This window comes from Fructilactobacillus sp. X8R4C1 (assembly GCF_059900905.1).
This window is the reverse complement of sequence record NZ_JBWXVJ010000003.1, coordinates 58,262-84,575: the sequence shown is the minus strand read 5'-3', so window position 1 is coordinate 84,575 and position 26,314 is coordinate 58,262. Positions and strand designations below refer to the sequence as shown.

At 40.0% G+C, this 26,314-nt stretch carries 17 protein-coding genes; 1 reads left to right on the top strand and 16 read right to left on the bottom strand.

All coding sequences use genetic code 11. The features are described 5' to 3' along the window. Positions 1 to 5 precede the first annotated feature (5 nt). The 3 genes from mgfK to AC6UDA_RS05240 all read right to left on the bottom strand — a co-directional run bounded on the left by mgfK (position 6) and on the right by AC6UDA_RS05240 (position 3,333). Positions 6 to 1,013, bottom strand: coding sequence for a gluconeogenesis morphogenetic factor MgfK (gene mgfK / locus AC6UDA_RS05250; protein WP_500699770.1), 1,008 nt, complete (start codon positions 1,011 to 1,013; stop codon positions 6 to 8). Then, positions 1,014 to 1,895: an RNase adapter RapZ gene (gene rapZ / locus AC6UDA_RS05245; RefSeq protein WP_500707325.1), complete on the bottom strand. Its 882-nt coding sequence runs from the start codon at positions 1,893 to 1,895 to the stop codon at positions 1,014 to 1,016. A 94-nt stretch (positions 1,896 to 1,989) separates the two neighbouring features. Next, positions 1,990 to 3,333: a glutamate--cysteine ligase gene (locus AC6UDA_RS05240; RefSeq protein WP_500707324.1), complete on the bottom strand. Its 1,344-nt coding sequence runs from the start codon at positions 3,331 to 3,333 to the stop codon at positions 1,990 to 1,992. Positions 3,334 to 3,573: 240 nt separating this feature from the next. Between AC6UDA_RS05240 and AC6UDA_RS05235 the strand changes: the two genes are divergently transcribed. Then, positions 3,574 to 4,626: a lactonase family protein gene (locus tag AC6UDA_RS05235; protein WP_500707323.1), complete on the top strand. Its 1,053-nt coding sequence runs from the start codon at positions 3,574 to 3,576 to the stop codon at positions 4,624 to 4,626. A 326-nt stretch (positions 4,627 to 4,952) separates the two neighbouring features. On the opposite strand, the gene AC6UDA_RS05230 is transcribed toward AC6UDA_RS05235, so the two are convergent. From AC6UDA_RS05230 to prfB, 13 genes are all read right to left on the bottom strand, one after another. Then, a complete protein-coding gene (locus tag AC6UDA_RS05230; RefSeq protein WP_500711191.1) occupies positions 4,953 to 11,690 on the bottom strand; it encodes a mucin-binding protein in 6,738 nt (2,245 codons plus the stop codon). A 773-nt stretch (positions 11,691 to 12,463) separates the two neighbouring features. Beyond that, positions 12,464 to 12,733 (bottom strand): CsbD family protein, encoded by a 270-nt coding sequence (locus tag AC6UDA_RS05225; protein ID WP_500694432.1) that lies wholly within the window; start codon positions 12,731 to 12,733, stop codon positions 12,464 to 12,466. 147 nt (positions 12,734 to 12,880) lie between these two features. Next, on the bottom strand, positions 12,881 to 13,420 hold the full coding sequence (locus AC6UDA_RS05220) for an HdeD family acid-resistance protein (RefSeq protein WP_500696117.1): 540 nt from the start codon (positions 13,418 to 13,420) through the stop codon (positions 12,881 to 12,883). 44 nt (positions 13,421 to 13,464) lie between these two features. Then, the gene (gene uvrA, locus AC6UDA_RS05215) at positions 13,465 to 16,332 is read right to left on the bottom strand and encodes an excinuclease ABC subunit UvrA (protein ID WP_500707321.1); all 2,868 of its coding nucleotides are present in this window, start codon (positions 16,330 to 16,332) and stop codon (positions 13,465 to 13,467) included. Between the two features lie 9 nt (positions 16,333 to 16,341). Next, complete coding sequence (gene uvrB / locus AC6UDA_RS05210) at positions 16,342 to 18,357, bottom strand: excinuclease ABC subunit UvrB (RefSeq protein WP_500711189.1); 2,016 nt, start codon at positions 18,355 to 18,357, stop codon at positions 16,342 to 16,344. Positions 18,358 to 18,509: 152 nt separating this feature from the next. Beyond that, positions 18,510 to 19,442, bottom strand: coding sequence for a thioredoxin-disulfide reductase (trxB, locus tag AC6UDA_RS05205; RefSeq protein ID WP_500699851.1), 933 nt, complete (start codon positions 19,440 to 19,442; stop codon positions 18,510 to 18,512). A 16-nt stretch (positions 19,443 to 19,458) separates the two neighbouring features. Further along, positions 19,459 to 19,968: a thiol peroxidase gene (locus AC6UDA_RS05200; RefSeq protein ID WP_500694437.1), complete on the bottom strand. Its 510-nt coding sequence runs from the start codon at positions 19,966 to 19,968 to the stop codon at positions 19,459 to 19,461. A 118-nt stretch (positions 19,969 to 20,086) separates the two neighbouring features. Continuing rightward, a complete protein-coding gene (galU, locus tag AC6UDA_RS05195; protein ID WP_500694438.1) occupies positions 20,087 to 20,986 on the bottom strand; it encodes a UTP--glucose-1-phosphate uridylyltransferase GalU in 900 nt (299 codons plus the stop codon). Between the two features lie 23 nt (positions 20,987 to 21,009). Beyond that, positions 21,010 to 22,026: an NAD(P)H-dependent glycerol-3-phosphate dehydrogenase gene (locus AC6UDA_RS05190; RefSeq protein ID WP_500711187.1), complete on the bottom strand. Its 1,017-nt coding sequence runs from the start codon at positions 22,024 to 22,026 to the stop codon at positions 21,010 to 21,012. A 26-nt stretch (positions 22,027 to 22,052) separates the two neighbouring features. Beyond that, positions 22,053 to 22,874, bottom strand: a complete 822-nt coding sequence (gene lgt / locus AC6UDA_RS05185; protein ID WP_500711185.1) for a prolipoprotein diacylglyceryl transferase — start codon at positions 22,872 to 22,874, stop codon at positions 22,053 to 22,055. Positions 22,875 to 22,876: 2 nt separating this feature from the next. After that, positions 22,877 to 23,893 (bottom strand): HPr(Ser) kinase/phosphatase, encoded by a 1,017-nt coding sequence (hprK, locus tag AC6UDA_RS05180; protein WP_500694441.1) that lies wholly within the window; start codon positions 23,891 to 23,893, stop codon positions 22,877 to 22,879. Between the two features lie 116 nt (positions 23,894 to 24,009). Then, on the bottom strand, positions 24,010 to 25,167 hold the full coding sequence (locus AC6UDA_RS05175) for a PDZ domain-containing protein (RefSeq protein ID WP_500711183.1): 1,158 nt from the start codon (positions 25,165 to 25,167) through the stop codon (positions 24,010 to 24,012). A gap of 18 nt (positions 25,168 to 25,185) precedes the next feature. Then, a protein-coding gene (gene prfB, locus AC6UDA_RS05170; protein WP_500711181.1) for a peptide chain release factor 2 occupies positions 25,186 to 26,302 on the bottom strand; the annotation gives its coding sequence in 2 pieces (ribosomal slippage) (positions 25,186 to 26,229 and positions 26,231 to 26,302; 1,116 coding nt in all). Between the last annotated feature and the right edge of the window lie 12 nt (positions 26,303 to 26,314).

The window sequence follows — 26,314 nt, the reverse complement described above, 5'->3', positions numbered from 1 at the left end:
ATCCCCTAATGGCGAATTTTAGGTTGCCCTAATAAACGAATCAGTTCGTCGGACACTAATAGTCCATTATGAAAAGCTCCATGGTCTCTTAATTCAAGAAAATCAGAAGAGATTACCCGACAACCTTGTTTCTTTAAACCCTTAAAATCAGATTTCACTGGTTGAGCTTCATCACCCCAGCGTTGATGATCAATATAACTTGCTGGAACTTTTTTATTGTTAACCAAAACGGTATCGATAAAATTAGTTTTCAAATGACGATTTAAAACCCGGACATGATCAGCATCAGTGAAATTATCGGTTTCACCCTTCTGAGTCATGATATTACAAATATAAACAACTTCCGCGTCGGTCTCAGTAACCGCTTTGCCAACATTATCAACCATCAGGTTGGGTAAGATACTGGTAAACAAGCTTCCCGGTCCCAAAACAATTTGGTCAGCGTTCATGATCGCATTGATCACACTTGGAACTGCCTCTGGCTTCTTATTGCCATCAGTAGATTCAACCCACACTTTTTTAATCATTTTGTCAGAATTGGTAATTTCAGATTCTCCAGACATGGTCGTCCCGTCGGAAAACTCAGCATGTAGCTCTAAACTTTCATCACACACCGGATACACATGCCCGTCGACCTTCATAATGTCGGTCAACTTTTGGATGGCATCAAAAAAGCCGCCACTCATTTCAGAAAGCGCCGCAATTACTAAATTGCCAATGGCATGCCCAGCAAGAAACTTGTCGGAAGATTCAAAGCGATACTGAAAGATATCCAAATCAATCTGAGGCAACGTCGAAAGTGCCACTATAACATTGCGAATATCTCCCGGTGGCAAAACATTAATGTAGTTTCTAAGGATCCCTGATGACCCCCCATCATCAGCCACCGTGACAACAGCGGTAATATCAACATCACGCTTTTTCAAACTTTTTAAAATTACAGGTAAACCGGTTCCTCCTCCAATTACAACCATTTTAGGACGTCCGATTCTTTTACCTACTTTATCAATCATTTATTTAACCCCTTTGTGACGGTTAATGTCTCTATGGGTAACATTAACTGGATATCCAAGTTGATCCTTGATATCCTTAGCCAATCGTTCAACCATTGCAACCGAACGATGTTGACCGCCAGTACAACCGATTGCCATGGTGACAGTCGATTTTCCTTCTTTTTTAAATTTAGGTAACGTAAATTTAACGAGGTCAAAGACTTTTTCATAAAATTCATTAGCTTCATCTTGGTTCATAACGTAGTCATAAACATCTTGATCTTTTCCAGTCTTACTTCTTAACTTAACCACATAAAATGGATTCTTTAAAAAACGCACATCCAAAATAATGTCAGCATCGATTGGAAGCCCATATTTAAATCCAAACGACATTAATTCAACGTGAAATGGCTCTGAATGAGAGAGCTTAAACTTATGAATGATTTCCTCACGTAATTCCTGTGGGGTCAAATCACTTGTATTAATAACAAGATCAGCAGAGTCTTTGACCCTTTTCATTAATTTTCGTTCTTTTTCAATTCCATCAACTACCCGCCCTTTTCGTGCTAAGGGATGGGTTCTCCGGCTTTCTTTATATCGAGACACTAATTTTTCGTCAGAGGCATCGAGAAAAATCACCTGATCCTCAGTGTCTTTGTCGTTAGACATATTAACCAAAGTATCAACAATTTCGCGGTATGAGGCTGGAGCCCTTAAATCAATTACTAAAGCAACCTTCTTAATTTCACTAGAAGTGTGAACCAATTCCATGAACTTCGGAATTAAAGAAGGTGGGATATTATCAACGCAAAAGTACCCTAAATCTTCACATGTTTGCATGGCCAGTGTCTTACCTGCTCCACTCATGCCCGTGATAATCACAAATTGTTCGTTATCTGCCATTTTGATGCCTCCAAACTCTTATAAGTATAACATACCGGGTGTGTCATTTATATAGTCTCAGGATGATTCAAAAAAGAGAGTTAATGAATACTCATTAAACTCCCTTTTGTTTCTCAATGTATTGATTAACTGTATCTGGTTGAACCCCAGGAAAAGCATCCTCAAGGCTCTGATTTTCATACTCTTTTTTTAGTTGCTTACCGCGCTGAATTCCAAAATTCATTAATGAGCGATTCTCAGCATATTTCATTAGTTTTGCGGATGGTGTCAAGTTTGGATTATCAACTTTATTTCTAGCGGCCTCATTAGCTTGAACTAGCTCTGGTTTTAAATCATTAGGAGCATGTTCAATTAATTCATCAATCTGATCTAAGACCCGATAAGTCTTACTCTGTAAAGATGGTGGTAACGGAGCAGTTGGATGCTGTAAAGCGACCCGATTATTTTGATTTTTTGCTTCATTTAAACTTTCGTCAGTCCATTTCTGAGGATTAATGATCCCGTCAACTATTATAAGATGGATGAAATTTAAAGTTTTTAAATTAATCTCTAAAAAGTCAAATGGATCAAGATCAAGGGTCCGAAGTTCAAGATAGTCGAATCCCTCTTCCTTAACAGAATTAACCCCATCTTTAGCCTTCAAGCGCACCGGACCATAAAACTCGCTCTCGGAAAATAATTTGTGGGAATTAACCTCATGCTGCAAGTTGTTTACGTATTGACTCAAACTAGCGTAAGAAACATGGATATTATCCAAGTTTTCGTATCCGTATTGACTGGAACGTAAAGAACGGACTGGGACAATCTTTTTTTCAGCACCGAATAAGTGATCTTCTGGATTTTCTGATAACGGGCTTGCCCCAAAAAGGTACGTTAAAAGCCAACGATATCCTACCAATTGTTGAGCAATTTGAAACAACAGCTCTGACTGTGCCCTTTTCTGACTATCAATGGAATAATTTCGTTGAAAAATCTCAATAATTTGAGCACTGGGTGAATAGTTAAAATGAATGCCACACATGATTTGACGAAAAATTCCGTAGCGTCTCACGAGCCATTTGCGATAATCATCCATCCAAAAACGCTTAAACGTCTTTCTTACAAAATTAACATCATCTTCATCAAGTTTGGGTGGCATCGACATCGGCCAAATAATCTCACTTGGTTCTAGTGTTCCATGAAGAATAGACTGAAGTGATCGCATTTGTAGGAGCACTCCTTTGGTGGTCGTGTGTTTATCCGTAACTAATTCTTCCATACACTCAGCAAAGTCAGTCTGAAAGTGTGTTTTCCCTCGTCGATCACCTAGTTCACGTCTGTGAGCATAGCGAGAGAGACTGTCACGATTCAGATCAACCCGTTCCTCCTCGATCTCGATGCCAAACGAACCAGCAAAAAGTTCGTTTGGTGAGTTAACAAATTTTGCTTTGCTTCCCATTTTCATCCCTCCAAACCTGTTGATAATTTCACGAGTAGTTGATAGGTGAAATTTCCAATAGTTTACACCGCTCACGTGACACGTCAATAGGATTTACTAAACTAATTTCATTTCCGTCACGATTACTACTTTTGCCATCCATAAAATTTGAAACTTGAATAAATAAAAATACATTTCGACTGCAAAAGGATCACTTTTGTGGCAAAATGAAACTGTATATATTAGGAGGGAATTGAGATCATGATTGAAAAATATTTAATTGGAACTTACACCATTAATGCTAGCCAGGGTATCTACCAAATCGAGTTAGATACCGACAAAAAAAGATTACAAAACACTCAATTAGTAGCCGAGATTGGGAGTCCTACATATCTTGCCGAGTCAAAAGCCCACAAGATCTACTCCGTTGATCGTAATATGGACGAACCAGAACTCCGTGGTGGAGTAGCAACTTTCGATGGTAAAACCATCCCAGCTAAAGAAATGCAGGAATGCATCGAAAAAGGTACTTCAGCCGCCTTTGTTTCCATTGACGAAAGACGCCAATTTGTCTTTACCGCCAACTACCACATGGGACACGCCAGCGTTTACAAAATCCAAGAAGATGGCACTTTAAAGCTTACCGATCGTGCCCAAGATAATGGAATTCCTGGGCCACTTCCTGAGCAGGCCGACGGACCACACCCTCATTATGCCAATCTAACTCCTGATAATCGACTGGTAGTGTGTGACCTTGGTCTTGACCGCGTCTACCTCTATGATGTTTCTGATCAAGGTAAATTAAACTTAGTCAGCGAAGTCAACGCTCACCCTGGCTTTGGACCACGAAACATTACTTTTGTTCCAGGAACTGGAAAGGGTTACCTTGTTGGTGAACTAAGCAGTAAAGTTGCTGTGATTGACTACAACGAAGAGGCTGGATTATTCACGGTTCAACAAATTGTTTCAACCATTCCTGACGATTGGGAAAGTCACAACGGTGCTGCTGGAATCAAAGTTTCAAAGGACAATCGCTTTGTCTATGTCTCAAACCGTGGTAACGATTCAATTGCGGTATTTAAGATTAAGCCAAATGGTGATTTAAAACGAATTCAATTGATTTCAAGTGAAGGTGAATTTCCTCGCGACTTTAACTTTAGTGCCGATGAATCACTGTTTATCGTTGCTAACCAAAACAGTGACAATGCTACTCTTTACTCACGAGACGCCGATACCGGAAAATTAACTTTGATTCAAAAAGATTTCGAAGTTCCTGAAGGTACCTGTGTGGTTCGACGTGAAAACGTTGACTAATAAATTGTATTAAAAAACAATTTATTAATTTATGAAGTGTTCCATAATTGTTAGATATTAATGGGCTCCAAAAAGGTTAGGTAAAAACTAACTGATTTGGAGCCTTTTATTATGACTAAATATTCTTTTAACATTAAAGCAAACATTTCAGAAATATGGTAAATGGTTTAATACCAAACACATTTCCGGTAAGAAAAAAAGACTCACACAGATTAAATATCGGTATGAGTCCTTGAAAGTATGAATTTATAAAAAGGCTAACACCCAAAATGGATGTTAGCCTTTAAACTTATTAATCTCGCTTAATCTTTAAATCACAAACTGACTTACTTGGTTTCTTTTCGGTCTTTAAACCATTTTCCTAAGCCAAAGAAGCTGAGAAGTGACAGAAGCATGGTTCCGATCAAGCTTAAGAAGCTATCAGAACTTTGACCAGTTTGTGGTAACGTCGTCTTCTTTTCAGACTTTTTAGCTGGCTTAGCTGCTGGAACTTGCTTTGCTTTGGGCTTAGCTGGTTGAGCCGGTGCTTTAGCAGGAGTTTGTGGGGCCTGCTTTGCCTTCGGAGTTTCCGGTTGTGCGGCCGGAACTTCCTTTGGTGCACTTGGCTTAGTTGGTTCTGGTTGTTCCGGTTGTGCTGAAGGTTTCTCTGGTTTGTTTGGAGTTACCGGAGTTTCTGGTTCAGCATTCTTCACATAATGAATTGGGGTATCTTTCCCTAAATCATTGTGATCGATCGGATATGGTGTGCCAGGGACCAATTTGTTCCCGTTCTTATCAACCGGAGTGTATCCAGGAATGTCAGGGATAAGTGGGTTACCGGCATCACTTGGGTTGTTGGGATCATTTGGATAAACGATCGGGTTACTGCCCGGAACATCAGGAACTAAGTGACCTAAGGCGTAGTAAACGACCGTTACTTCGGAGTCGTTGGAATCAGCGTTAACCGTTGCTTGTCCAACTGAAGCAGTGTTGGTATAGTAACCATTGATAACTGGCGAGTTAACCCCACTCAAGACGTCACTCTTAGTCGTCCATGCACTGTAAGTTACCTGACCAGTAACTTGATCAAACGTTGCGGTTCTAGTAAAGGTCGTTGATTGAACCACATCATCAGCTAACTTGTTCCCATTCTTATCAACGTAGTGAATGGTTCTAGTAACGTTCTTAGTTAGGTCGGACTTGCTGGTTCCGTCAGGATACTTCGGTCCCGTTGGGTTGTTTGGATCCACTGGTTGTCCTGGAGTTCCTGGATTGTCTGGCGTAACTTCTTTACTCTTGTGTTTGAGCACAACCGTGAAGGTTGGACCATCAGTGTTGAAAGTAAAGCCATCCGCAGGGTATCCGTCGGATACTAATTCGTAACCTTGAGCTTCTAACTTAGCAATTTCATCTTTCGTACTGTAGTCAGCCTTGCTACCAAACTTACCGTTAACGGTATCACTAGTGATAAGGGCATTACCTTTATCCTGATCCACGTAATTAATGTGAACGACTTCATCGTTAGCGTTGTAGGTAACCGTGACACTTGAATCTGGTGTGTCGGCTGTGGCAGTTTGTGAACCAACACTTGCCTTATCTGGAGTGTATCCCGTAATGGTTGGGGAAACAATTGAACCGAAGACGGCGTTCGTTGAAGTCCAGTTACTGTAAGTTACCTTACCAGTAACTTCATCAAAGGTGGCCGTTCTGTTGAACGTAACCGTTTCAATGCGGTCTTCTGAAGCTTTACTACCATCAGCGTAAACGTAGTGCACCGTTCTCGTAATGGTCTTGGTCAAGTCATTCTTGCTAGTACCATCTGGATATTTTGGTCCAGTTGGGTTGTTTGGATCAACTGGTTGACCTGGGTTTCCTGGATTGTCTGGCGTAACTTCCTTGGTCTTGTGTTTGAGCACAACCTTGAAGGTTGGGTTATCAGTATTGAAGGTGTAACCATTACCTGGGAAGCCATCGGATACTAATTCGTATCCTTGAGCTTCAAGTTTAGCGATTTCATCTTTCGTACTGTAGTCCGACTTAGAACCGAACTTTCCGTTCAAGCCATCAGTATGAATAACCTTGTTACCATCGTCTTGGTCGATGTACTCAACTTGAGCCTTTTCATCGTTGGCGTTGTAGGTAACGGTGACACTAGAATTCGTTGCGTCAGGTCCAATTGTTTCTGAACCAACGTTTGCCTTATCTGGTGTGTAACCAGTGATTTTAGGTGAATCAATTTGTCCAAAGACGGCATTCGTTGAAGTCCAGTTACTGTAAGTTACCTTGCCAGTAACCTCATCGAAGGTTGCGGTTCTGTTAAACGTAACTGTTTCAATGCGATCTTCTGAAGCTTTACTACCATCAGCATAAACGTAGTGAACCGTTCTCGTAATGTTCTTAGTCAGATCATTTACGCCGGTCCCATCTGGATATTTCGGTCCCGTTGGATTATTTGGATCAACTGGTTGTCCTGGTTGACCCGGATTGTCCGGTGTAACCGTCTTAGTTTTATGTTTCAAAACAACGGTAAAGGTTGGATTGTCAGTGTTGAAAGTAAAGCCATCAGCAGGGTATCCGTCGGATACCAACTCGTAGCCCCGAGCTTCTAAAGTGGCAATTTCATTTTTGGTTGAGTAACCAGACTTACTACCAAACTTACCAGTTAAGTCATCACTGTGAAGAACGGCATTGCCGTTATCTTCGTCAACATAGTTAACCACTGCTTTTTGTTCGTTAGCATTATACGTAACGGTAACACTTCCGTCAGGTGTATCAGCGGTGGCAGTTTCAGAACTAACACTAGCTTTATCTGGAGTGTAACCAGTAATTTCAGGCGAATTGATTTCACCAAAGACAGCGTTCGTTGAAGTCCAGTCACCGTAACTAATAATCTTGCCGGTAACTTGGTCGAAGGTTGCCGTTCTTGTAAACGTAACCGTTTCAACTTTGTCATCGGAAGCTTTACTACCGTCAGCGTAAACGTAGTGCACCGTTCTGGTAATGGTCTTAGTCAGGTCATTTACACCAGTTCCATTAGGATAATGAGGTCCATCTGGATTATTTGGATCCACTGGTTGACCTGGTTGACCCGGATTATCTGGTGTAACCGTCTTAGTCTTGTGTTTAAAGATAACTTTGAAAGTTGGGTTGTCGGTATTAAATTCGTACCCATTTGGATAACCGTCAGTGACTAGTTCGTAACCTTGGGCCTCTAAGCTGGCAATTTCGTTCTTTGTACTGTAGTCCGACTTAGAACCGAACTTACCGTTTAAATTGTCAGTTTTAATAACCCGGTTACCATCATCTTGGTCAATGTACTGAACATGAGCTTGTTCTTCATTGGCAGTGTAGGTAACCGTATCGGTTGAATCGGTTGAGTCTGCAGTAGTAGTTAAAGCACCAACGGTTGCCTTATCTGGGGTGTAACCAGTAATTTCAGGTGAATTGATTTCACCAAAGACAGCGTTAGTTGAAGTCCAGGCACTGTATGTTAACTTACCAGTAACCTGATCAAAGGTTGCCGTTCGAGTGTAGGTAACGGTCTCAACTTGATCGTCAGCGGCTTTACTGCCATCGGCATAAACATAGTGAACGGTTCTCGTAATGTTCTTAGTCAGATCATTTACGCCAGTTCCATCAGGATACTTTGGTCCAGTTGGGTTATTTGGATCAACTGGTTGTCCTGGTTGTCCTGGATTGTCTGGTGTAACCGTCTTCATCTTGTGTTTCAAAACAACGGTAAAGGTTGGATTGTCAGTGTTGAAAGTAAAGCCATCAGCAGGGTATCCGTCGGATACCAACTCGTAGCCCTTAGCTTCTAAAGTGGCAATTTCATTTTTGGTTGAGTAACCAGATTTACTACCAAACTTACCAGTTAAGTCATCAGTATGAAGAACGGCATCACCGTTATCTTCGTCAACATAGTTAACTACGGCTTTTTGTTCGTTTGCATTGTACGTAACGGTAACACTTCCGTCAGGTGTATCAGCGGTGGCAGTTTCGGAACCAACGGTCGCCTGATCAGGGGTATAACCGGTAATGGCTGGTGAATCAACCGAACTAAAGACATCATTGTCAGATGTCCAAGCACCATAAGTTATCTCACCAGTTACTTCATCAAAGGTGGCGGTTCTGTTGAACGTAACCGTTTCTACTTTGTCATCTGCGGCTTTACTGCCATCGGCGTAAACGTAGTGGATGGTTCTCGTAATGGACTTAGTCAAGTTGTCCTTACTAGTGCCGTCAGGATACTTCGGTCCCGTTGGGTTGTTAGGATCCACTGGTTGACCTGGGTTTCCGGGGTTATCTGGCGTAACTTCTTTGGTCTTGTGCTTTAAGACAACTTGGAATGTGGGATTATTGTCACCAAATTTGTAACCACTTGGGTATCCGTCGGATACCAACTCGTAGCCTTGAGCTTCGTAACTAGCAATCCGATCCGCAGTACTGTAATCAGATTGACTACCGAACTTCCCGTTTAAGTTATCAGTTACTAGAACTTTATTGCCATTATCTTGGTCAATGTATTCGACGTGAGCTTGTTCTTCATTGGCGGTGTAGACAACGGTATGAACATCGTCTTTTCCTTCAGCAGCATCACCCGTTACACTAGCTTGACTTGGTGTGTAACCAGTAATTTTGGGAGAATTAATGACTGGGTTAGCGTTATCGGCTGGCTTCCAGTCACCCCAAGTAATTGAACCAGTCTTTTCATTCTTAGTCCCCGTTCTAGTAAATGGAACGGTAACAACCTGGTCTTTTGCCATGGTCTTGCCGTTAGCATCAACATAGTGAACGGTCACGGTTCCTTTACCACTGTCATCAGTAACTGTACTCATGGTGTCACTGTAGATAACGGTATGAACATCATCCTTACCTTCAGTGGCATTTCCAGTAACCGTTGGCTGATCAGGAGTCATATTGGTAACGGTTGGTGAAGTGATTACTGGATGAGCATCTCCTGCTGGCTCCCAATCGCCCCAAGTAATGTTACCAGTCTCATTATCTCTAGTCCCAGTTCTCGTAAACGGCACGGTCATCGTCTTATCAGGTGCAACGGTGTTGCCGTTAGCGTCCTTGTAGTGAACGGTAATGGTTCCCTTACCACTATTATCAGTCACTTGACTGGTAGCGGGACCATAAGGGACCTTGGTATCTGAACCGGGATCCGTAATTGGGTATGGATAAGTTCCATCTGGACCTGGTTTTAATGGTTGACTTGGATCATGGGGATCCATTGGAATCATGCCAGGAATATTGGGTAATTGAGGTTGTTGTGCTTTAGTAGGATCGTCTGGTTGCGTTTCGTATGGAACATCATGGGATCCATTGTCAATTGGATTGCCATTGGAATCAACTGGAACTAATTTTCCCAGTTGAGCAACTCCAAAGTCAATTTTCCGTGATTGTGGCACATAAATTGACAAAAGGATAATTCTACCGTATCCATCAATACTCCAAGAATACTGCTTGTTAGCAGGATCATACATATAATTTGCATCAATGTAATAAGTATCTTGACCATCACTACCTTGAATTAAATTACCATCTTTATCAAAGAGTTGAACTTTCATACCACCATGATCATCAGTCTCAGTATAAACAAGACGATAACCCTCTCTATAATATTCAGTCCACACAGTACCAGGAACACCAAAGTTTGAAACAGAGCCAGACGCGTTAGTAGGTTGTGTAGAAATATAATAAGTGGTTGGGATTTCTGGTGGTAATCCACTTATCGTATAATGTTGACCAGCAATTCCCTTGTAAGTTTTAGTAACCATTACTTGCCCGGTATCACGGTTAGTCCATGTAACTACTTGATCAACAACCTCTGGAGTTATAATTGACATCTGACCAAGTGGAACAGCACTATCACTAGAATTGTTATAGAACCACTCTTTAATAAGTGAATAACCATCTGGTTGGTCGGCATTGAAACCAACTCCAGTATTATGATCATCCCACTTGTAGTAATGCAATCCATCAACGTTAGTGGAAGACAAAGTTGTACCATTATCCTTTAATAGATAAGTTCCAATTACATTACCATCAGCATCAATTTCGTTTACATAAACAGTTCCATCACCATTACGATCAGTTGACCAAACTAACCACTTAACTTTGGTTGTGCCTTCTGGGGCATTAACACTTACATATCCGTAAGTATAGTGCTCTTCATCAGGATCGACCCAAGGAACTCCTAGTGTCTTATAATCTGGATCTTGCATGTCAACGTTGAATGGTTGTCTTTCGGCAAGATTGGTAGTTGCAACTTTAGCTTGACCATCATCGGTGGCTAAAGCTGCCGCCGTTTGGTTTTTGACTGCTGCTTGATCATCAGTCTTTTGGTTGGCAGCTACCGCAGCGTCTTGTTTGTTTACTGCGTTATCACTTGTAGTTGCTTTCTGATCGGAATTTTGATTTGCTGATTGATCTTTTAATGCATCGGCTACTTTATTAGTAGTGTCATCATTCTTAGTTTCGTCTTGTTTAGTGGCATCAGAGTCAGCTTTTTTATCAGAAGACTGGTCCTGTGATGCATCATTCTTCTGACTTGAAGCATCGTCACTCTTATTGGCGTCTTGGTCAGTTGCTTGGTCTTTTGCTGAATCGGCCTTTTGATTGGTAGTGTTGTCATTTTTAGTGGCATCAGCGTCAGCTTGCTTATCTGATGTGGTGTCATTATTTTTGGCTATGTTTTGATCAGAAGACTTATTTTGTGATGAGTCGGTCTGCTTAGCTGAAGCGTCATCATTCTTGGTAACATTTTGATCAGTTGTGTCGTTTTGTGATGAATTAGCCTGTGTATTTGCTGCCTCATCACTCTTGGTGACGTTCTGTTCAGTTGCCGGATCATTGGTAGTCTGATTTTGCGGTACTGTTACTTGTTTATCAGACGAATCACTATTTTGTGAATTCATCTGAGCGTTGTTAGTAACGTCCGCTTTCACATTATGTTGGTTAGACATAAGGATTCCGCCTGAAATCCCGGCTGAAAACATGGTGACTGTAATGGCACTGAACAGCCATCGTTTACCAGCTTTATACATCTTATAATGTGTTTTGCTATCACGATTAAACATATAAATAAAAACCTGCCCTTCTAATTTCAAATTAATCTATACTTACCGGCCTACTTAGCCTTAAGTAATTATTGCACAATCTGAAATTAAATTGAACACAATCGTATTTTATACAATATGAGTAAAACAAAGGCATACATAGCAGTGTTTTCCACGATTAACCAATGCATGGAGGTAATTGTTTCTCATTGTGTGTAAATAAAACGAAAAATCGTAATGGTTTTGTAACATTAGCTGCGTAAGTCCAATGATAGCAACGTAATTCTAACTTTTTCCTAATAATAATTTTAAGTGTTAATTAATGATTGTACATAATGAAAATGACAGCCAAATTCAACGCCAAGTATAGCAACAAGATACTCCGCAAGCCCCGTTTACTCGCACTATGTGAGAATTACCGTGAAAATTAATTTGCTAATAAATCATTAGCAAAACATAAAATCATTTCTTGTGATGTTTACCAACATTGGTTCTTAGTGGGTTACATGGTCGCTTGTGAATAAAATTATAAAAGAAATCACATTATATTAATTATAATTAAATTCACATTCATTATTCTCTTAATGTGTAAAAAGCCTTAGTTATCCGAAAGAGTTAGAACAACTCTCGCTAGTGAATAACTCTCTTCAAAGGGTTTGATGATAAACGAATTTCTAAAAAAAAGGATTCATACCAATTTAAATCGGTATGAATCCTTAGAAGTATAGATTTATATAAAAAATCTAAATATTATACGACGCTTTATTATTGCAAATCGCTTTTTTCCTATCTAATTATTCGTTATCAAGGTCACTGTCGATGTCATCTTTAACATCTTGGGCTTTGTTCATAAAGTTCCCCTTACTGCTTTGTAGGTCACCTTTGATCTTATCCATGGTGTCACCAGAGATAGCACCCTTAATTTGCTGTGCCTTACCTTGGGCAACGTCACTCAAGTTATCGATGCGGTCAGCAATATCGTCTAAATCATAACGATCTTCAAGTACTAAGTAACCTAACACGATGTTTGCACCCAAACTAAAACCTAAAAGTAAATTCTTCATAATGACCCTCCTAATATTGATTAATAATTCAATATAATAGTATCATGCCTGTAAAATAATAACTAGTAAAGACTTCCCCCATTAAGATATTAATTAAGAATTAATCCAAAAAAGACATCTCATTAATTTAAGGTGTCTTAATTAATTTTATAGTTTATGAGCAAATGCCAGCATAATCATGTTAATTCCTGCCACTAACAGGACAATTCCCACAATTATAGCTAAAACCTTAGCAGCTAGACTTGGGTCTAACAGTAAGAAAATTCCTAAAAATAGTGTAATAAGATCAAAAACAAGTGACGTCCAGAAGACCCCACCGTTAAACTTACGAATGTGATCAACTACAATCAACTGACAGATTGAGTAAACCAGAATCCAAACTGCAAATAGGATCCCTAGGGTAAAGGTCCCAGCATGAACGTTAAACAGGAACAATAGTGCTAACAAGATTTCAATCGCACCACCAATTAACATCGTAAAACTTCGATAGCCAATTTCTTGACTTAACTTTCGATAGACCCAAATTGATTTTACCCCGGCAACTAATGCAACGACGGCGAATATGATCGCCAAAACAGCAGCACTTGTAGTTGGGTGGAAGAACATCAAAACAGCGGCTAATAATAAGACAACGCCAAATAGACATTCAAACCAATCAAATCCCCATTTTTTATCTTCGTACATCATAAATATGACCTCCAATAGTTTGTTTCAACCATATTTTACCACATCTACTTTTGCTGATGCTGTTGAGCTTCAATGGTTCGCTTAGTATCACGCTCTAAGACTGGTTTTAAATACTCGCCGGTATAACTATTTTTCAGTTTAACAATCTGTTCGGGTGTTCCAGTTCCAACTACGTATCCACCAGCTGCTCCACCTTCTGGACCGAGGTCGATCACGTGGTCAGCCTCTTTAATAACGTTTAAATTGTGTTCAATGATCAGAACGGTATTTCCCTTATCAACAAGTTTAGAAAGGACCCCAATTAATCGTTTGATGTCGTCAGTATGAAGTCCCGTAGTGGGTTCGTCAAGAATATAAAAGTTATTTCCAGTTGAACGCTTATGGAGTTCAGAAGCTAACTTCATTCGTTGTGCTTCTCCACCTGACAAGGTATTAGCTGGTTGACCTAATTTCACGTAACCAAGTCCCACGTCAGAAATGGTCTGCAACTTTCGCGTAATCTTTGGGATGGCTTTAAAAAACTCTAACGACTCATTCACGGTCATGTCAAGAACTTCAGCGATATTTTTTCCCTTGTATTGAATCTCAAGCGTTTCAGAATTATACCGTTTTCCATGACAAACTTCACACGGAACGTAAACATCGGGTAGAAAGTTCATCTCAATCTTCAAGATTCCATCACCATGACAAGTCTCACAACGACCACCCTTGATGTTAAAACTAAACCGTCCCTTTTTATAACCGCGAAGCTTGGCCTCGTTAGTTTGGGCAAACAAGCCCCGAATATCATCAAAGACTCCAGTGTATGTAGCTGGATTACTTCGAGGGGTTCGGCCAATCGGACTTTGATCAATACTTACTAGTTTTTCAATGTTCTTCCATCCAGTGATTGATTTATACTTGCCTGGTTTTTCCGAATTATGATTCAGCTTCTGGGCCAAGGCTCGTTTTAAGATATCATTAACCAACGTAGACTTTCCGGAACCAGAAACTCCCGTCACCACGTCAAACTTACCAAGTGGAAATTTAACGGTAATGTCTTTGAGATTATTTTCTAAAGCACCCTTTAGGGTAACGTTTTTGCCGTTCCCCTTTCGTCGTTTTAAAGGAACGGGAATAAACTTCTTTCCAGAGAGATATTTACCAGTTAATGATTTCGGATTTTGAGCCACTTGTTCTGGAGTCCCGGTGGCAACAATCTTACCACCCTTCTCTCCAGCTCCTGGACCAACATCGATTAAATAATCGGCCGAACGCATCGTATCTGAATCATGTTCAACGATAACCAACGTATTTCCTAGATCACGCATCTTTTTCAGGGACTTAATTAAGCGATCATTATCACGCTGATGAAGACCAATGGATGGTTCATCAAGTACATACAAAATTCCTGAGAGATTTGAACCAATCTGGGTTGCAAGTCGAATTCTCTGTGCTTCACCACCAGAAAGCGTTCGGGCTGATCTAGACAGAGTCAAATAGTTCAATCCAACGTTTTCCAAAAATTCCAGTCGATCACAGATTTCCTTAATAATTGGATGAGCCACAACCGTATCTTGTTCACCAAAAGTAAGTTTACTAAAGAATTGGCGTTCATCGGCAATATTCATATCAGAAACTTCTCCAATGTGTTTGCCATTAATCTTAACTGCCAAAGCCTTTTCGTTTAATCGGTACCCATGACAAGTCTGACAAGTTAATTCTGTCATGTACTTTTCCATTTGTTCTCGAGTGAAATTACTGTTGGTTTCATGATAACGGCGTTTAACGTTGTTAAGGACTCCTTCAAAGGGAGCATCAACATCACGAACTCCACCAAAATCACTCTTGTAGTGAAAATGGAACGTTTTCCCCTTGGAACCATTCATCAATAGATCACGCTGTTTCTTTGGTAATTTACGGTATGGAGTATCCATATCAATATTAAAGGCTTTACAAGCCTGCTCTAACATTGCTGGATAGTATTTTGAGCTAATTGGATTCCATGGTTCAATTGCTCCCTCATTAAGCGTCTTATCTTGATCTGGGACCACTAAATCGTTATCGACTTCCAACTTAACTCCTAATCCATCACATTCAGGACATGCTCCATATGGGGCATTAAATGAGAAAAGACGTGGTTCAAGTTTTCCAACCGTAAAACCACAAATCGGACAAGAGTAATGTTCCGAAAACACCATCGGCTCTCGCTTACCAAGAAAGTCGGCAATGGCATATCCGTCACTTAGACGTAAAGCTGTCTCAAGTGAATCTGACAATCGTGAATTAATGCCGTCTCTAACGACAATTCGGTCAACTACCACGTCAATGTTATGACGCTTATTTTTATCTAAATCAAAATCTTCGGTCGCATCATGGATTTCACCATCTACTCGGACTCTGACGAAACCTTCGCGTTTAATTTTTTCAAAAACTTTTTTATGTTGTCCCTTTTTATCACGGACAACTGGTGACATAATCTGCAACTTAGTACGTTCAGGGAGGGCCATGATTTCGTCAATCATTTGATCAACGGATTGACTAGTAATGACCGTTCCATCATTTGGACAAATTGGCGTCCCAACTCTTGCCCACAATAAACGCAAATAATCATTAATCTCAGTGACAGTTCCAACGGTTGAACGAGGATTTTTTGAAGTTGTTTTCTGATCAATTGAAATGGCTGGACTAAGTCCCTCAATTGAATCAACGTCAGGTTTATCCATTTGACCCAAAAATTGTCTAGCATAAGAGGAAAGACTTTGGACATAACGGCGTTGACCTTCAGCGTAAAGAGTATCAAAAGCTAAAGAACTCTTACCTGAACCAGATAAACCGGTCATTACCACCATTTTATTCTTGGGGACATCAACGTTTACGTCTTTTAGATTATGTTCACGGGCGCCTTTAATTTTAATGACGTCATTTGCCATCTAACCACCTCACTTTTTCTTTTTCTCACCCTTAAGCTGCATCACGGTATCCCTTAAGTTAGCAGCTTGCTCAAAATCAAGTTTTTTGGCTGCCGCTCTCATTTCGTCTTCTAAATTATCAATCATTTCCTTTTGATCCTTAGCACTCATTTGGTCAAAATTGGATTCAACAAAGCTTCCATTAGTATTATCATCGTTGTTTTTCTCGCCCTGTTTATACGCAGAAATGGCCTTAGGAATTGGTTTGATAATGGTCTTAGGGGTAATGTTGTGTTCCTGATTATACTTCATCTGAATGGAACGACGACGGGCAGTTTCATCCATCGCGTACTTCATCGAATCGGTAACGTTGTCCGCGTACATAATAACATGTCCGTGTGAATTACGAGCTGCTCTTCCAATTGTTTGTACAAGAGAACGTTTGTCACGCAAAAAGCCTTCCTTATCAGCATCCAAGATTGCAATCAATGATGTTTCGGGAACGTCAATCCCTTCACGCAACAAGTTAATTCCAACTAAAACATCAAACTTACCCAAACGCAAATCACGTAAAATTTGGGTTCTTTCGAGGGTTTTAATATCACTGTGCAAGTATTTTACTTTAATTCCCAAATCTTTTAGATAATCGGTTAAATCTTCTGCCATCTTCTTGGTTAAGGTCGTAACGAAGGTACGCTCGTTATTTTGAACTCGTTTATTGATTTCACCAACCAAATCATCCATTTGATCTTTCGTGGGACGAACTTCAACGGTTGGATCAAGTAATCCAGTTGGACGAATAATTTGTTGGACAACGTGATTAGTCTTGCCCTCTTCATATGGACCCGGAGTGGCTGACATATAAACCACTTGATTAACCCGTTTTTCAAACTCAGGTAATTTTAATGGTCGATTATCAAGCGCGCTGGGAAGTCTAAAGCCATAATCAATTAATTGCTGCTTTCTAGCCTTATCACCGTTAAACATTCCACCGATTTGCGGAACCGTTCGATGTGATTCATCAATGAACATCAAATAATCTTTGGGGAAAAAGTCCAATAATGTGTATGGAGCTTCGCCAGGTTTTCTGCGGTCCATATAACGAGAATAATTCTCAATCCCAGTTGTATATCCCATTTCACGCATCATTTCAATGTCATAGGTGGTCCGTTGCTTCAATCTTTGAGCTTCAAGTAGTTTGCCCTTTTTCTCAAAGTTAGCAACCTGTTTTACCATTTCATCCTTGATTTCAGGTAAAGCCACATCCATCGTTTCCTTGTTAGTCAAGAAGTGAGTGGCAGGAAAAATTGTAATCTGTTTTCGTTCACCGATAACTTCACCAGTCAACGTGTCAACTTCAGTAATTCGGTCAATCTCGTCACCGAAAAATTCGATCCGATAGGCATGTTCATTTCTAGAAGCCGGAAAGACTTCTACTACATCACCATGTACACGAAAGCGACCACGTTGAAAATCAATATCATTTCTATCAAACTGAATGTTAACTAGTTGACGCAAAAAGACATCACGCTCTAACTGTTGCCCAACGTGTAACGAAACCGTATGGTCCTGATATTCTTTTGGACTTCCTAAACCAAAGATTGAAGAAACCGAAGCAACGACAATCACATCATTTCGTTCTAGTAACGCACTGGTAGCGGCATGACGCAGTTGATCAATCTCGTCATTAATCGAAGCATCCTTTTCAATATAGGTATCACTAGAAGGAACATAGGCCTCAGGCTGATAAAAATCATAATAACTCACAAAATACTCGACCGCATTATTAGGAAACAACTGCTTGAGCTCACTATAAAGTTGCCCAGCTAAAGTTTTATTGTGAGATAAAACCAGCGTTGGCTTGTTAATGTTCTTAATTACATTTGCCATGGTGTAGGTTTTACCAGTTCCAGTAGCACCCAAAAGGACCTGATCACGATCCCCATTTTTGATTCCTTGAGTCAATTCCTTAATGGCTTCAGGCTGATCACCAGTTGGAGTAAATTTCGAAACTAGGTCAAAATTATTATTCGTTTTTTTAATCATATTGGCACCTCTTCTTAAACTCGGAAAAAAAGGAGAAAGCATTAACTTTCTCCCGTTACTTATAATAATTCTAGCATACGAACATACTTTCGCAAAGCAATTAGACCAAAGCTTCCATACAAAAAGAGCAGATCGACTCTGCTCCTTTTCGTTTAATCTTTAGTTTTCAGCTCTTCGACGTAATTGAAGACGCCCTGACCTGCAGTTCCGCCATCGCCGACCGCAGTCGTGATTTGACGTAGATGTTTCTTTCGTACGTCACCAACTGCGAAGACACCGGGAATCTTAGTCTTCATTTCATCATCGGTGTCAATCCAACCCTGTTCATCAGTGATTCCAAGGTTTTTAAAGGCAGCTGTCATTGGTAAAATACCAACGTAAATAAAGACACCAGAAGCTTTAATATTAGTGGTTTCACCAGTCTGGTTGTTTTTAACCGCAACCCCGGTTACTTTTTGACCGTCACCTTCAATATCAGTAACGTTACTGTTCCAAACAAAATCGATATTGTCCTTATCAAAGGCCCGCTTCTGCAGAATCTTCTGGGCCCGAAGTTGATCACGTCTGTGAATGACCGTAACGTGCTTTACGATATTGGATAGATAAGTAGCTTCCTCAATCGCAGAGTCACCGCCACCAACGACAACAACGTCTTCGCCTTTAAAGAAGGCGCCATCACAAACCGCACAGTAAGAAACACCTTTTCCACTGTAGTCTTGCTCACCGGGAACTCCGAGTTTCTTGTACTCAGAACCAGCACCAATAATTACAGAAGGAGCCTCATAGTCACCGTCTTCAGTCTTAACAATCCGCTTATCGCCATCAATGTCAATGCCAGTAACGGTTCCATAGCCATACTCAGCACCAAACTGAGTACTCCCATCGTACATTTTTTTAGATAGATCTGGTCCTAAGACTGATTTAAATCCAGGATAATTCTCAATTTCGGCGGTGTTGTTCATCTGTCCACCATAGATCCCACGATCAAGCATTAATACAGATAGTTCGGCTCGTGATGCATACAATGCTGCCGTCATTCCGGCTGGACCAGCACCGATTACAATTACATCATACTTTTTTGCCATTATATCGCCTCAATCATTATTTATTGTTTGTTACTTTCTTTAACTCATCAAGAACTGGTTCGTAGTTTGGTTGATGAGTAATTTCTGGAACTGCTTGGCAATACAAAATTTTGCCTTCAGCATTTACCAAGTAAACCACCCGAGCTAAGTGACCAAAAGCCGGGATGTATAAGTGCATGGCTTTTCCAAATGAACCATTAAAATCAGAAAGAATTTCCATGTTGTTGACACCGTGAGCGGCACACCAATTTTTTTGGTATTCAATTGGGTTATTTGAAATGGTAACAAATTTAATTCCCTTAAACTTTGATGCTTCCTGGTTAAAACGAGCAGTTTCTAAACTACATACCTTTGTCTTTAAGTTAGGAACCACACTAATCAACGTTGTCTGACCCTTTAAATCATCAGTCGTAACATCTTTCCCTTCAGCATTTTTTACGGTAAATTTTGGTAGATAATCGCCAACCTTTGGTTGATCATCACCCATTAACCATGATACTGGTAGTCCACCTAATTTAATTTTCATAACCAAAAACCTCCTTGACTAATATCAATTGTACAAAATTATATTATCATAAACTGAATTAAATGTTTAATCATTATACTTCAAAATAAAAAATGCCGGCAAAAGTCGGCATTTTAATCTAATTTTTCTGTTGTTCGTCTTCCTTAGTCAGCTTTTGACCAAGGTTCTTAATGTATTCACGTAATTCTTGCTCAATTTCAGGGTGTTTTAAACCAAAGGTAATGTTAGTTTCAAGCCAGCTAAGCTTATTGCCGGTATCGTAACGATCACCCTTAAACTCATGAGCAAACACTCTTTGAGTTTGATTTAAGGTATTGATGGCATCGGTTAGCTGAACTTCATTCCCCTTACCTGGCTTAGTGTGTTCCAAAACGTCAAAGATCTGTGGAGTTAACAAGTAACGTCCAATAATTGCTAAATCACTAGGAGCGTCCTTAGGATCTGGCTTTTCAACGAAGTTTCTCACATTATAAAGTCCCTTTGAAACCTCGCTAACTGGTTCAATTACTCCGTATTTAGAAGTCTCCTTATGAGGGACTTTCATAACGGCAAGGGTTGAAGCTCCCGTCTTTTCGTAACTATTCATCAATTGTTTGGTGAGCGGAGTCGTATCTTCCATCAAGTCGTCTCCAAGCATAACCACAAATGGATCATTTCCAATGAAACTTTTGGCCGTTAAAACAGCGTCGCCAAGTCCACGTGGATAAGATTGTCTAATAAAGTAAATGTTCATATCATTAGTCTTCTGAATTGACTTGAGCATCTTTTCTTTACCCTTTTTTTCAAGGTTTTCTTCAAGCATTACGTTTGAATCAAAATGATCTTCAATGGCACGCTTGCCCTTACCAATCACAATGACAATGTCTTTGATTCCAGAAGCCTTAGCTTCTTCAACAATGTATTGAATGGTTGGAATATCAACAATTGGTAACATTTCCTTTGGAAGTGCTTTCGTTTCAGGTAAAAATCTTGTTCCTAAACCAGCGGCAGGAATAACAGCTTTAGTTACTTTTTTCATCTTCTTATATACCCCTTTTAGAATTAACCTTGTTCTGAACGTCCTTCTCTAGACATTAAATTAGAAATCGCGTCAGAAACGGTTTCTTCATTATTAATTACTGCATGAATTGCGGATGTAATGGGCATTTCTACCCCACGTTGTTTTGATAATTCAAATGCAGCTTGATTGGTGTCGATTCCCTCGATCACCATGCCCATGTCTTTAACAACGTCATCCAATTTCTTACCCTTGCCGAGCTGATAACCAGCCCGCCAATTGCGAGAATCAGAACTAGTTGCGGTGACAATCACGTCACCTACACCAGACAATCCGCTAAAAGTTAATGGGTCCGCACCAAATGATACACCTAAACGTGATATTTCCGCAATACCACGGGTCATGAGGGCTGCTTTTGCATTATCACCGTAACCCAAACCTACCAAGGCTCCAGCTCCTAATGCAATAATATTTTTCAAAGCTCCACCAAGTTCAACCCCAATAATATCGTTATTAGTATAAATTCTGAAATAATCATTCATGAATAATTTTTGAAAATGCTCAGCAGATGACATATCATCACTGGCGACTGTAACTAAGGTAATATCACGTCTAGCAACATCTTCAGCTTGACTAGGTCCAGAAAGGGCTGAAATCGACTTACGCTTTTGAGGATCAATTTCTTCTTGCAATACCTGAGACATTCGATCATAGGTACCCTTTTCAATGCCCTTACTTCCATGGATGATATACGGGTTCATTTCTAACTTGCCCAAAATTTTGTTAGCTTGATTTGCAACCGAACGAGTTGCCTGTGATGGAACAATGAATAAAACATCATCGACTCCTTTAAGTGCCTCTTCCATGTCAGCATAAGCTTTCATCTCTTTTGGAAAGGTAAAGTTCTTGATGTAATGGGAGTTAGTGTGCTGATTATTTAACTCATCCACCTGTTCCTTGCTTTTCGACCAAATTTTAACTTCATGCCCATTTTCAACTAAAATATCGGCGAGCATGCTGCCCCATGATCCTGCACCGAGTACTGCAATTTTTTCTGTCATTATTTAAATTATCTCCTACAAATCACTTAACTACCGTAGTACCAGACTAACTGGTCGTTTCGTCTACGATAAATTAAAACAAATAGTGCTACTACGAATAATACAATGGAAAGCAACTGTGATACCCGGATTACGCCGAATAACATTAAACTATCGGTCCGCATGCCTTCGGTGAAAAAACGTCCAAACGAATACCACATCACGTAACTTAAAAAGACTTCCCCACGTTTAAAGAACTGCGGAGCATGTCTCATAATCATCAAGACAGCAAATCCTGCTAAATCCCAAAGTGACTCATATAAAAACGTTGGTTGGCGGTACGCCCCGCTAATAAACATTTGATTGATGATAACGTCAGGTAAATGTAAATGCTGTAAAAATTGAAGTGATGTTACCGCTCCAAATGCTTCCTGATTCATGAAATTACCCCAACGGCCAATTCCTTGAGCCATAATGACGGTTGGAGCGGCAATATCTAAAATCTGCCAGACTGACAAATGATGTTTAAAACAAAACCACCAAATAAATAAGCCAGCCCCGATTAAAGCTCCATAAATGGCAATTCCACCATCCCAAATTTGAATAATCTCATCTAGATGATGGCGATAATAACCCCATTGAAAAACCACATAATAGATTCGAGCCGAAATAATCGCAATTGGAATCGCCCACAAAATCAAATCATATAAAACATCTTCATTTAAGTGTTGTCGCTTAGCTTCTTTCATTGAAAGGTAAACTGCAATCAAGACAGCGGCAGCGATAAAAATACCATACCAGTGGACCGCAATTGGTCCGAGATGAATCGCAACCGGATTTAATGCCAATATGCTAAACACAACTTCCACTCCTATTCAGGATCCTTATTAGCATCTTGGCTAATATCTTTCTTATTTTGTTCAACTGCTTGTTCTTCGTGCTTCTGCTCCTGGTTGTTTTTAGAAGCATTTTCTTTGATCAACTCATTTAAGTTGTTATCAAAGACCTTAGTCGCATCGTATCCCATTGAACGAGCCCTAAAGTTCATCGCAGCGGTTTCAATAATAATGGCTAAGTTTCGTCCGGGCTTGACTGGAATCGTCAATTTCTTCAAATCAACGTCAAAGATTCGAGTTGTTTCACGGTCGGTCCCAAGCCGATCATACTTAGTATCCTTGTTCCACTGGTCCAAATGAACGATTAAGTCCACTTTTGATTGGGAACGAACGGCACCGGCACCAAACAGGTTCATTACATCAATAATGCCAATCCCACGAATTTCTAGTAAGTGATTAAGAATCTTGGGAGCTTGACCAATCAAGGTTTGCTCATCTTGTTGATAAACCTCAACTCGATCATCAGCAATTAAACGATGACCACGCTTAACAAGTTCTAGCGCCGTTTCACTCTTCCCAATTCCAGAATCACCGGTAATTAAAACACCAAGTCCATAAACTTCAACCAAAACACCATGAATGGACTTTCGTTCGGCTAACTTAGCTTCAAGATACGTCGTCATATTACTTAGAATTCTAGAGGTGGTTAACTTTGAACCTAAGATTGGAATGTGAGCCTTTTTGGCGGCTGCCACTAACTGCTCAGGTGGTTCTAGTTGAGTAGAAATAACAAATGCAGGCGTTTCTGGTTGACACATTTTGGTCATTACTTCTTTTAATTTTTCATCACTCATTCCCTTTGCAAATGAGGTTTCAGTTATCCCAAAGATCTGAATTCGCTTGGCTGGGTAGTAGTTAAAATATCCAGTCAATTCCAGTCCCGGGCGTGAAATGTCACTAGTGGTAATGGGACGGTCTAAATATTCACGACCCCAAAAGACACTAAGATGAGTGTTCTTTACTAAATCAGCTACCGTTACACTCTGAGCCATTGGACCTACCTCCAAATAAAATTAATTTACTTAATTCTAACACAATCAGACCTAATTTAGGCGGTTCTTAATTTTATGCAAAATAAAAGAAGCGCCCATTAACTGGGTGCTTCTAACTAATTATTTTGAAACATTTCAATTCCGATCTCATGCGGTGAACCATCGTAAATTGCCGTTTCTTTAATCTCTAATTGATTCTTACGATTTTTAACCTTCATGTGAACAAAGGTCGGATCATCTTGTAAAGCAGAATACAATTGACTTTCCGAATTTACCGGAACGTTGTTAACTTCAACAATTAAGTCACCCGTTTTAAGTCCCATCTTATCGGCTGGAGTGCGGGGTTTAATCCCAATGATTCGGATTCCGTCAACCGCTTGACTAATCTGATTTCCAGTCTTTCGGTCAACACGATGGAAGTGATACATGATGATTACATAAACCACTGCCAATAAAGCAATCGCGATGATAGCGTAGTAACTATTTCTCATAAAGTAAGCGCCCGCCGTTAGTAAAATGGCTAACAATGACAGTTCTCCAATCGCGTTTGAAATCCGTGGCATTAATTCATTTGGCAAATGATTAACAAACTTGAAGCGAAAACCAATCAAAAACGGAACAACCAAGAAGGTTACATGTGCACCAAAAATATTAAAAACTGGCCACATTGGTACGATCGTTTCGATTAATTTACCAGGAATCATCAGTACCAGCGGAATCACAGCTAACTCATTGTATCCATAAGATGCCACTCGGTTTCCGCGCCGATTCTTTGAAACCTGCGGTGAGTTAATTGTCCTACCATTCATCTTCAAAAAGATAAACATTAGAACCAGCATGATTGTGATTAAGGCTAAGTAATTGGCCGATCTTGATGCGTTCATATTCACGGCACCAATAAAGTCACCACCCTTAATCATCGGGATTGAATAATCATTGAAGAAGACCCCAACAAAAATTGATCCAAATAAAATCAATGTCGGCACTAAGATTCCTGGGATCAGTAAACTAATGGCGATCAATAATTCATATAATAAAATCCAATTTAAGGACACTTCAATCCCAACCAAAGCAGTTAAAATTGATCCAACAATTCCCAGCACAATTAATGATTTAAAAAAGACCCATCCTTCGTGAAATTTAGGGTTAACAGCACTTTCAAATAAGCGTCGTTCTCGATTTACTCTTCGATTGTAAACGAAGAAAACGCGAATAAGTGCAAACCAAAAAGCTGGCATAAAGACAAAAAACAAAATATTAGTCGCAACTGACATAATGAACTTCCTTTTTCGTTATTTTGGGTTCTTCTGTTTTAAATTCCACTGCAAATACGCGTTAATGAATGGATTCAAATCACCATCCATCACTGCTTGACCATTACCAGTCTCATAATTGGTCCGATGATCCTTAACCATTGTATAGGGATGAAAAACATAAGAACGAATTTGTGAACCCCAACCAATATCAAGCTGCTTACCCTCAATCTTGGCTTCCTCTTCTTCTTTTTTCTCTTGTTCACGTTCGTACAACTTTGATTTTAACATATTCATCGCTGTAACTCTATTCTGTAATTGTGAACGTTGGGCCTGACTTGAGGTGACAATTCCAGTTGGTAAGTGGGTAATTCGAACCGCTGAAGAGGTTTTGTTAATATGCTGTCCACCAGCACCGCTTGATCGAAAAACATCAATCCGGAGATCTTCTGGGTTAATGTCAACGTTCACGGTTTCATCAAGCTCTGGCATAACATCAACGGAGGCAAACGACGTATGACGCCGCCCTGCTGAATCGAAAGGTGAGATCCGCACTAACCGGTGAACGCCTTTTTCTGACTTCAGGTAACCATAGGCGTTGGTTCCAGACACTAAAAATGTCACACTGTTGATCCCAGCAACGTCACCCGGTTGATAGTCTTCGACTGAAACCGAAAAGCCGTTTTGTTCGGCCCATCGTTGATACATCCGAAATAACATGGACCCCCAGTCTTGTGATTCAGTTCCACCAGCTCCAGGATGGATCTCAACAATTGCATTATTTTCATCGTATTTCCCATTCAAAAGTAAACTCAGCTGATAACTACTAAGTTCCTTTTGGGTATTGGTTAGTTCATCATCAAACTCTTTTTTTAAATCAGTGTCATTATCTTCTTCAAGAAGCTCTAGATTAACCTTTAAATCTTCCACCTTTTTAGCCAGTGAATTAAAATTATCATATTTTAATTTTAATCGATTGTTCTCATCAATTAATTTCTGGGCTTTTCTTTGGTCATCCCAAAATCCCGGTTCAGCCATTTTAGCCTCATTAACCGAAATATTTTCACTTAGTTGATCCAGGTCAAAGTGACCCCCTAAAGCCAGCTACGGCTTTTTTAATCTTTTCGACCTGTCCACGTGCTTCACTTAATTCCATTTCATACTCCTG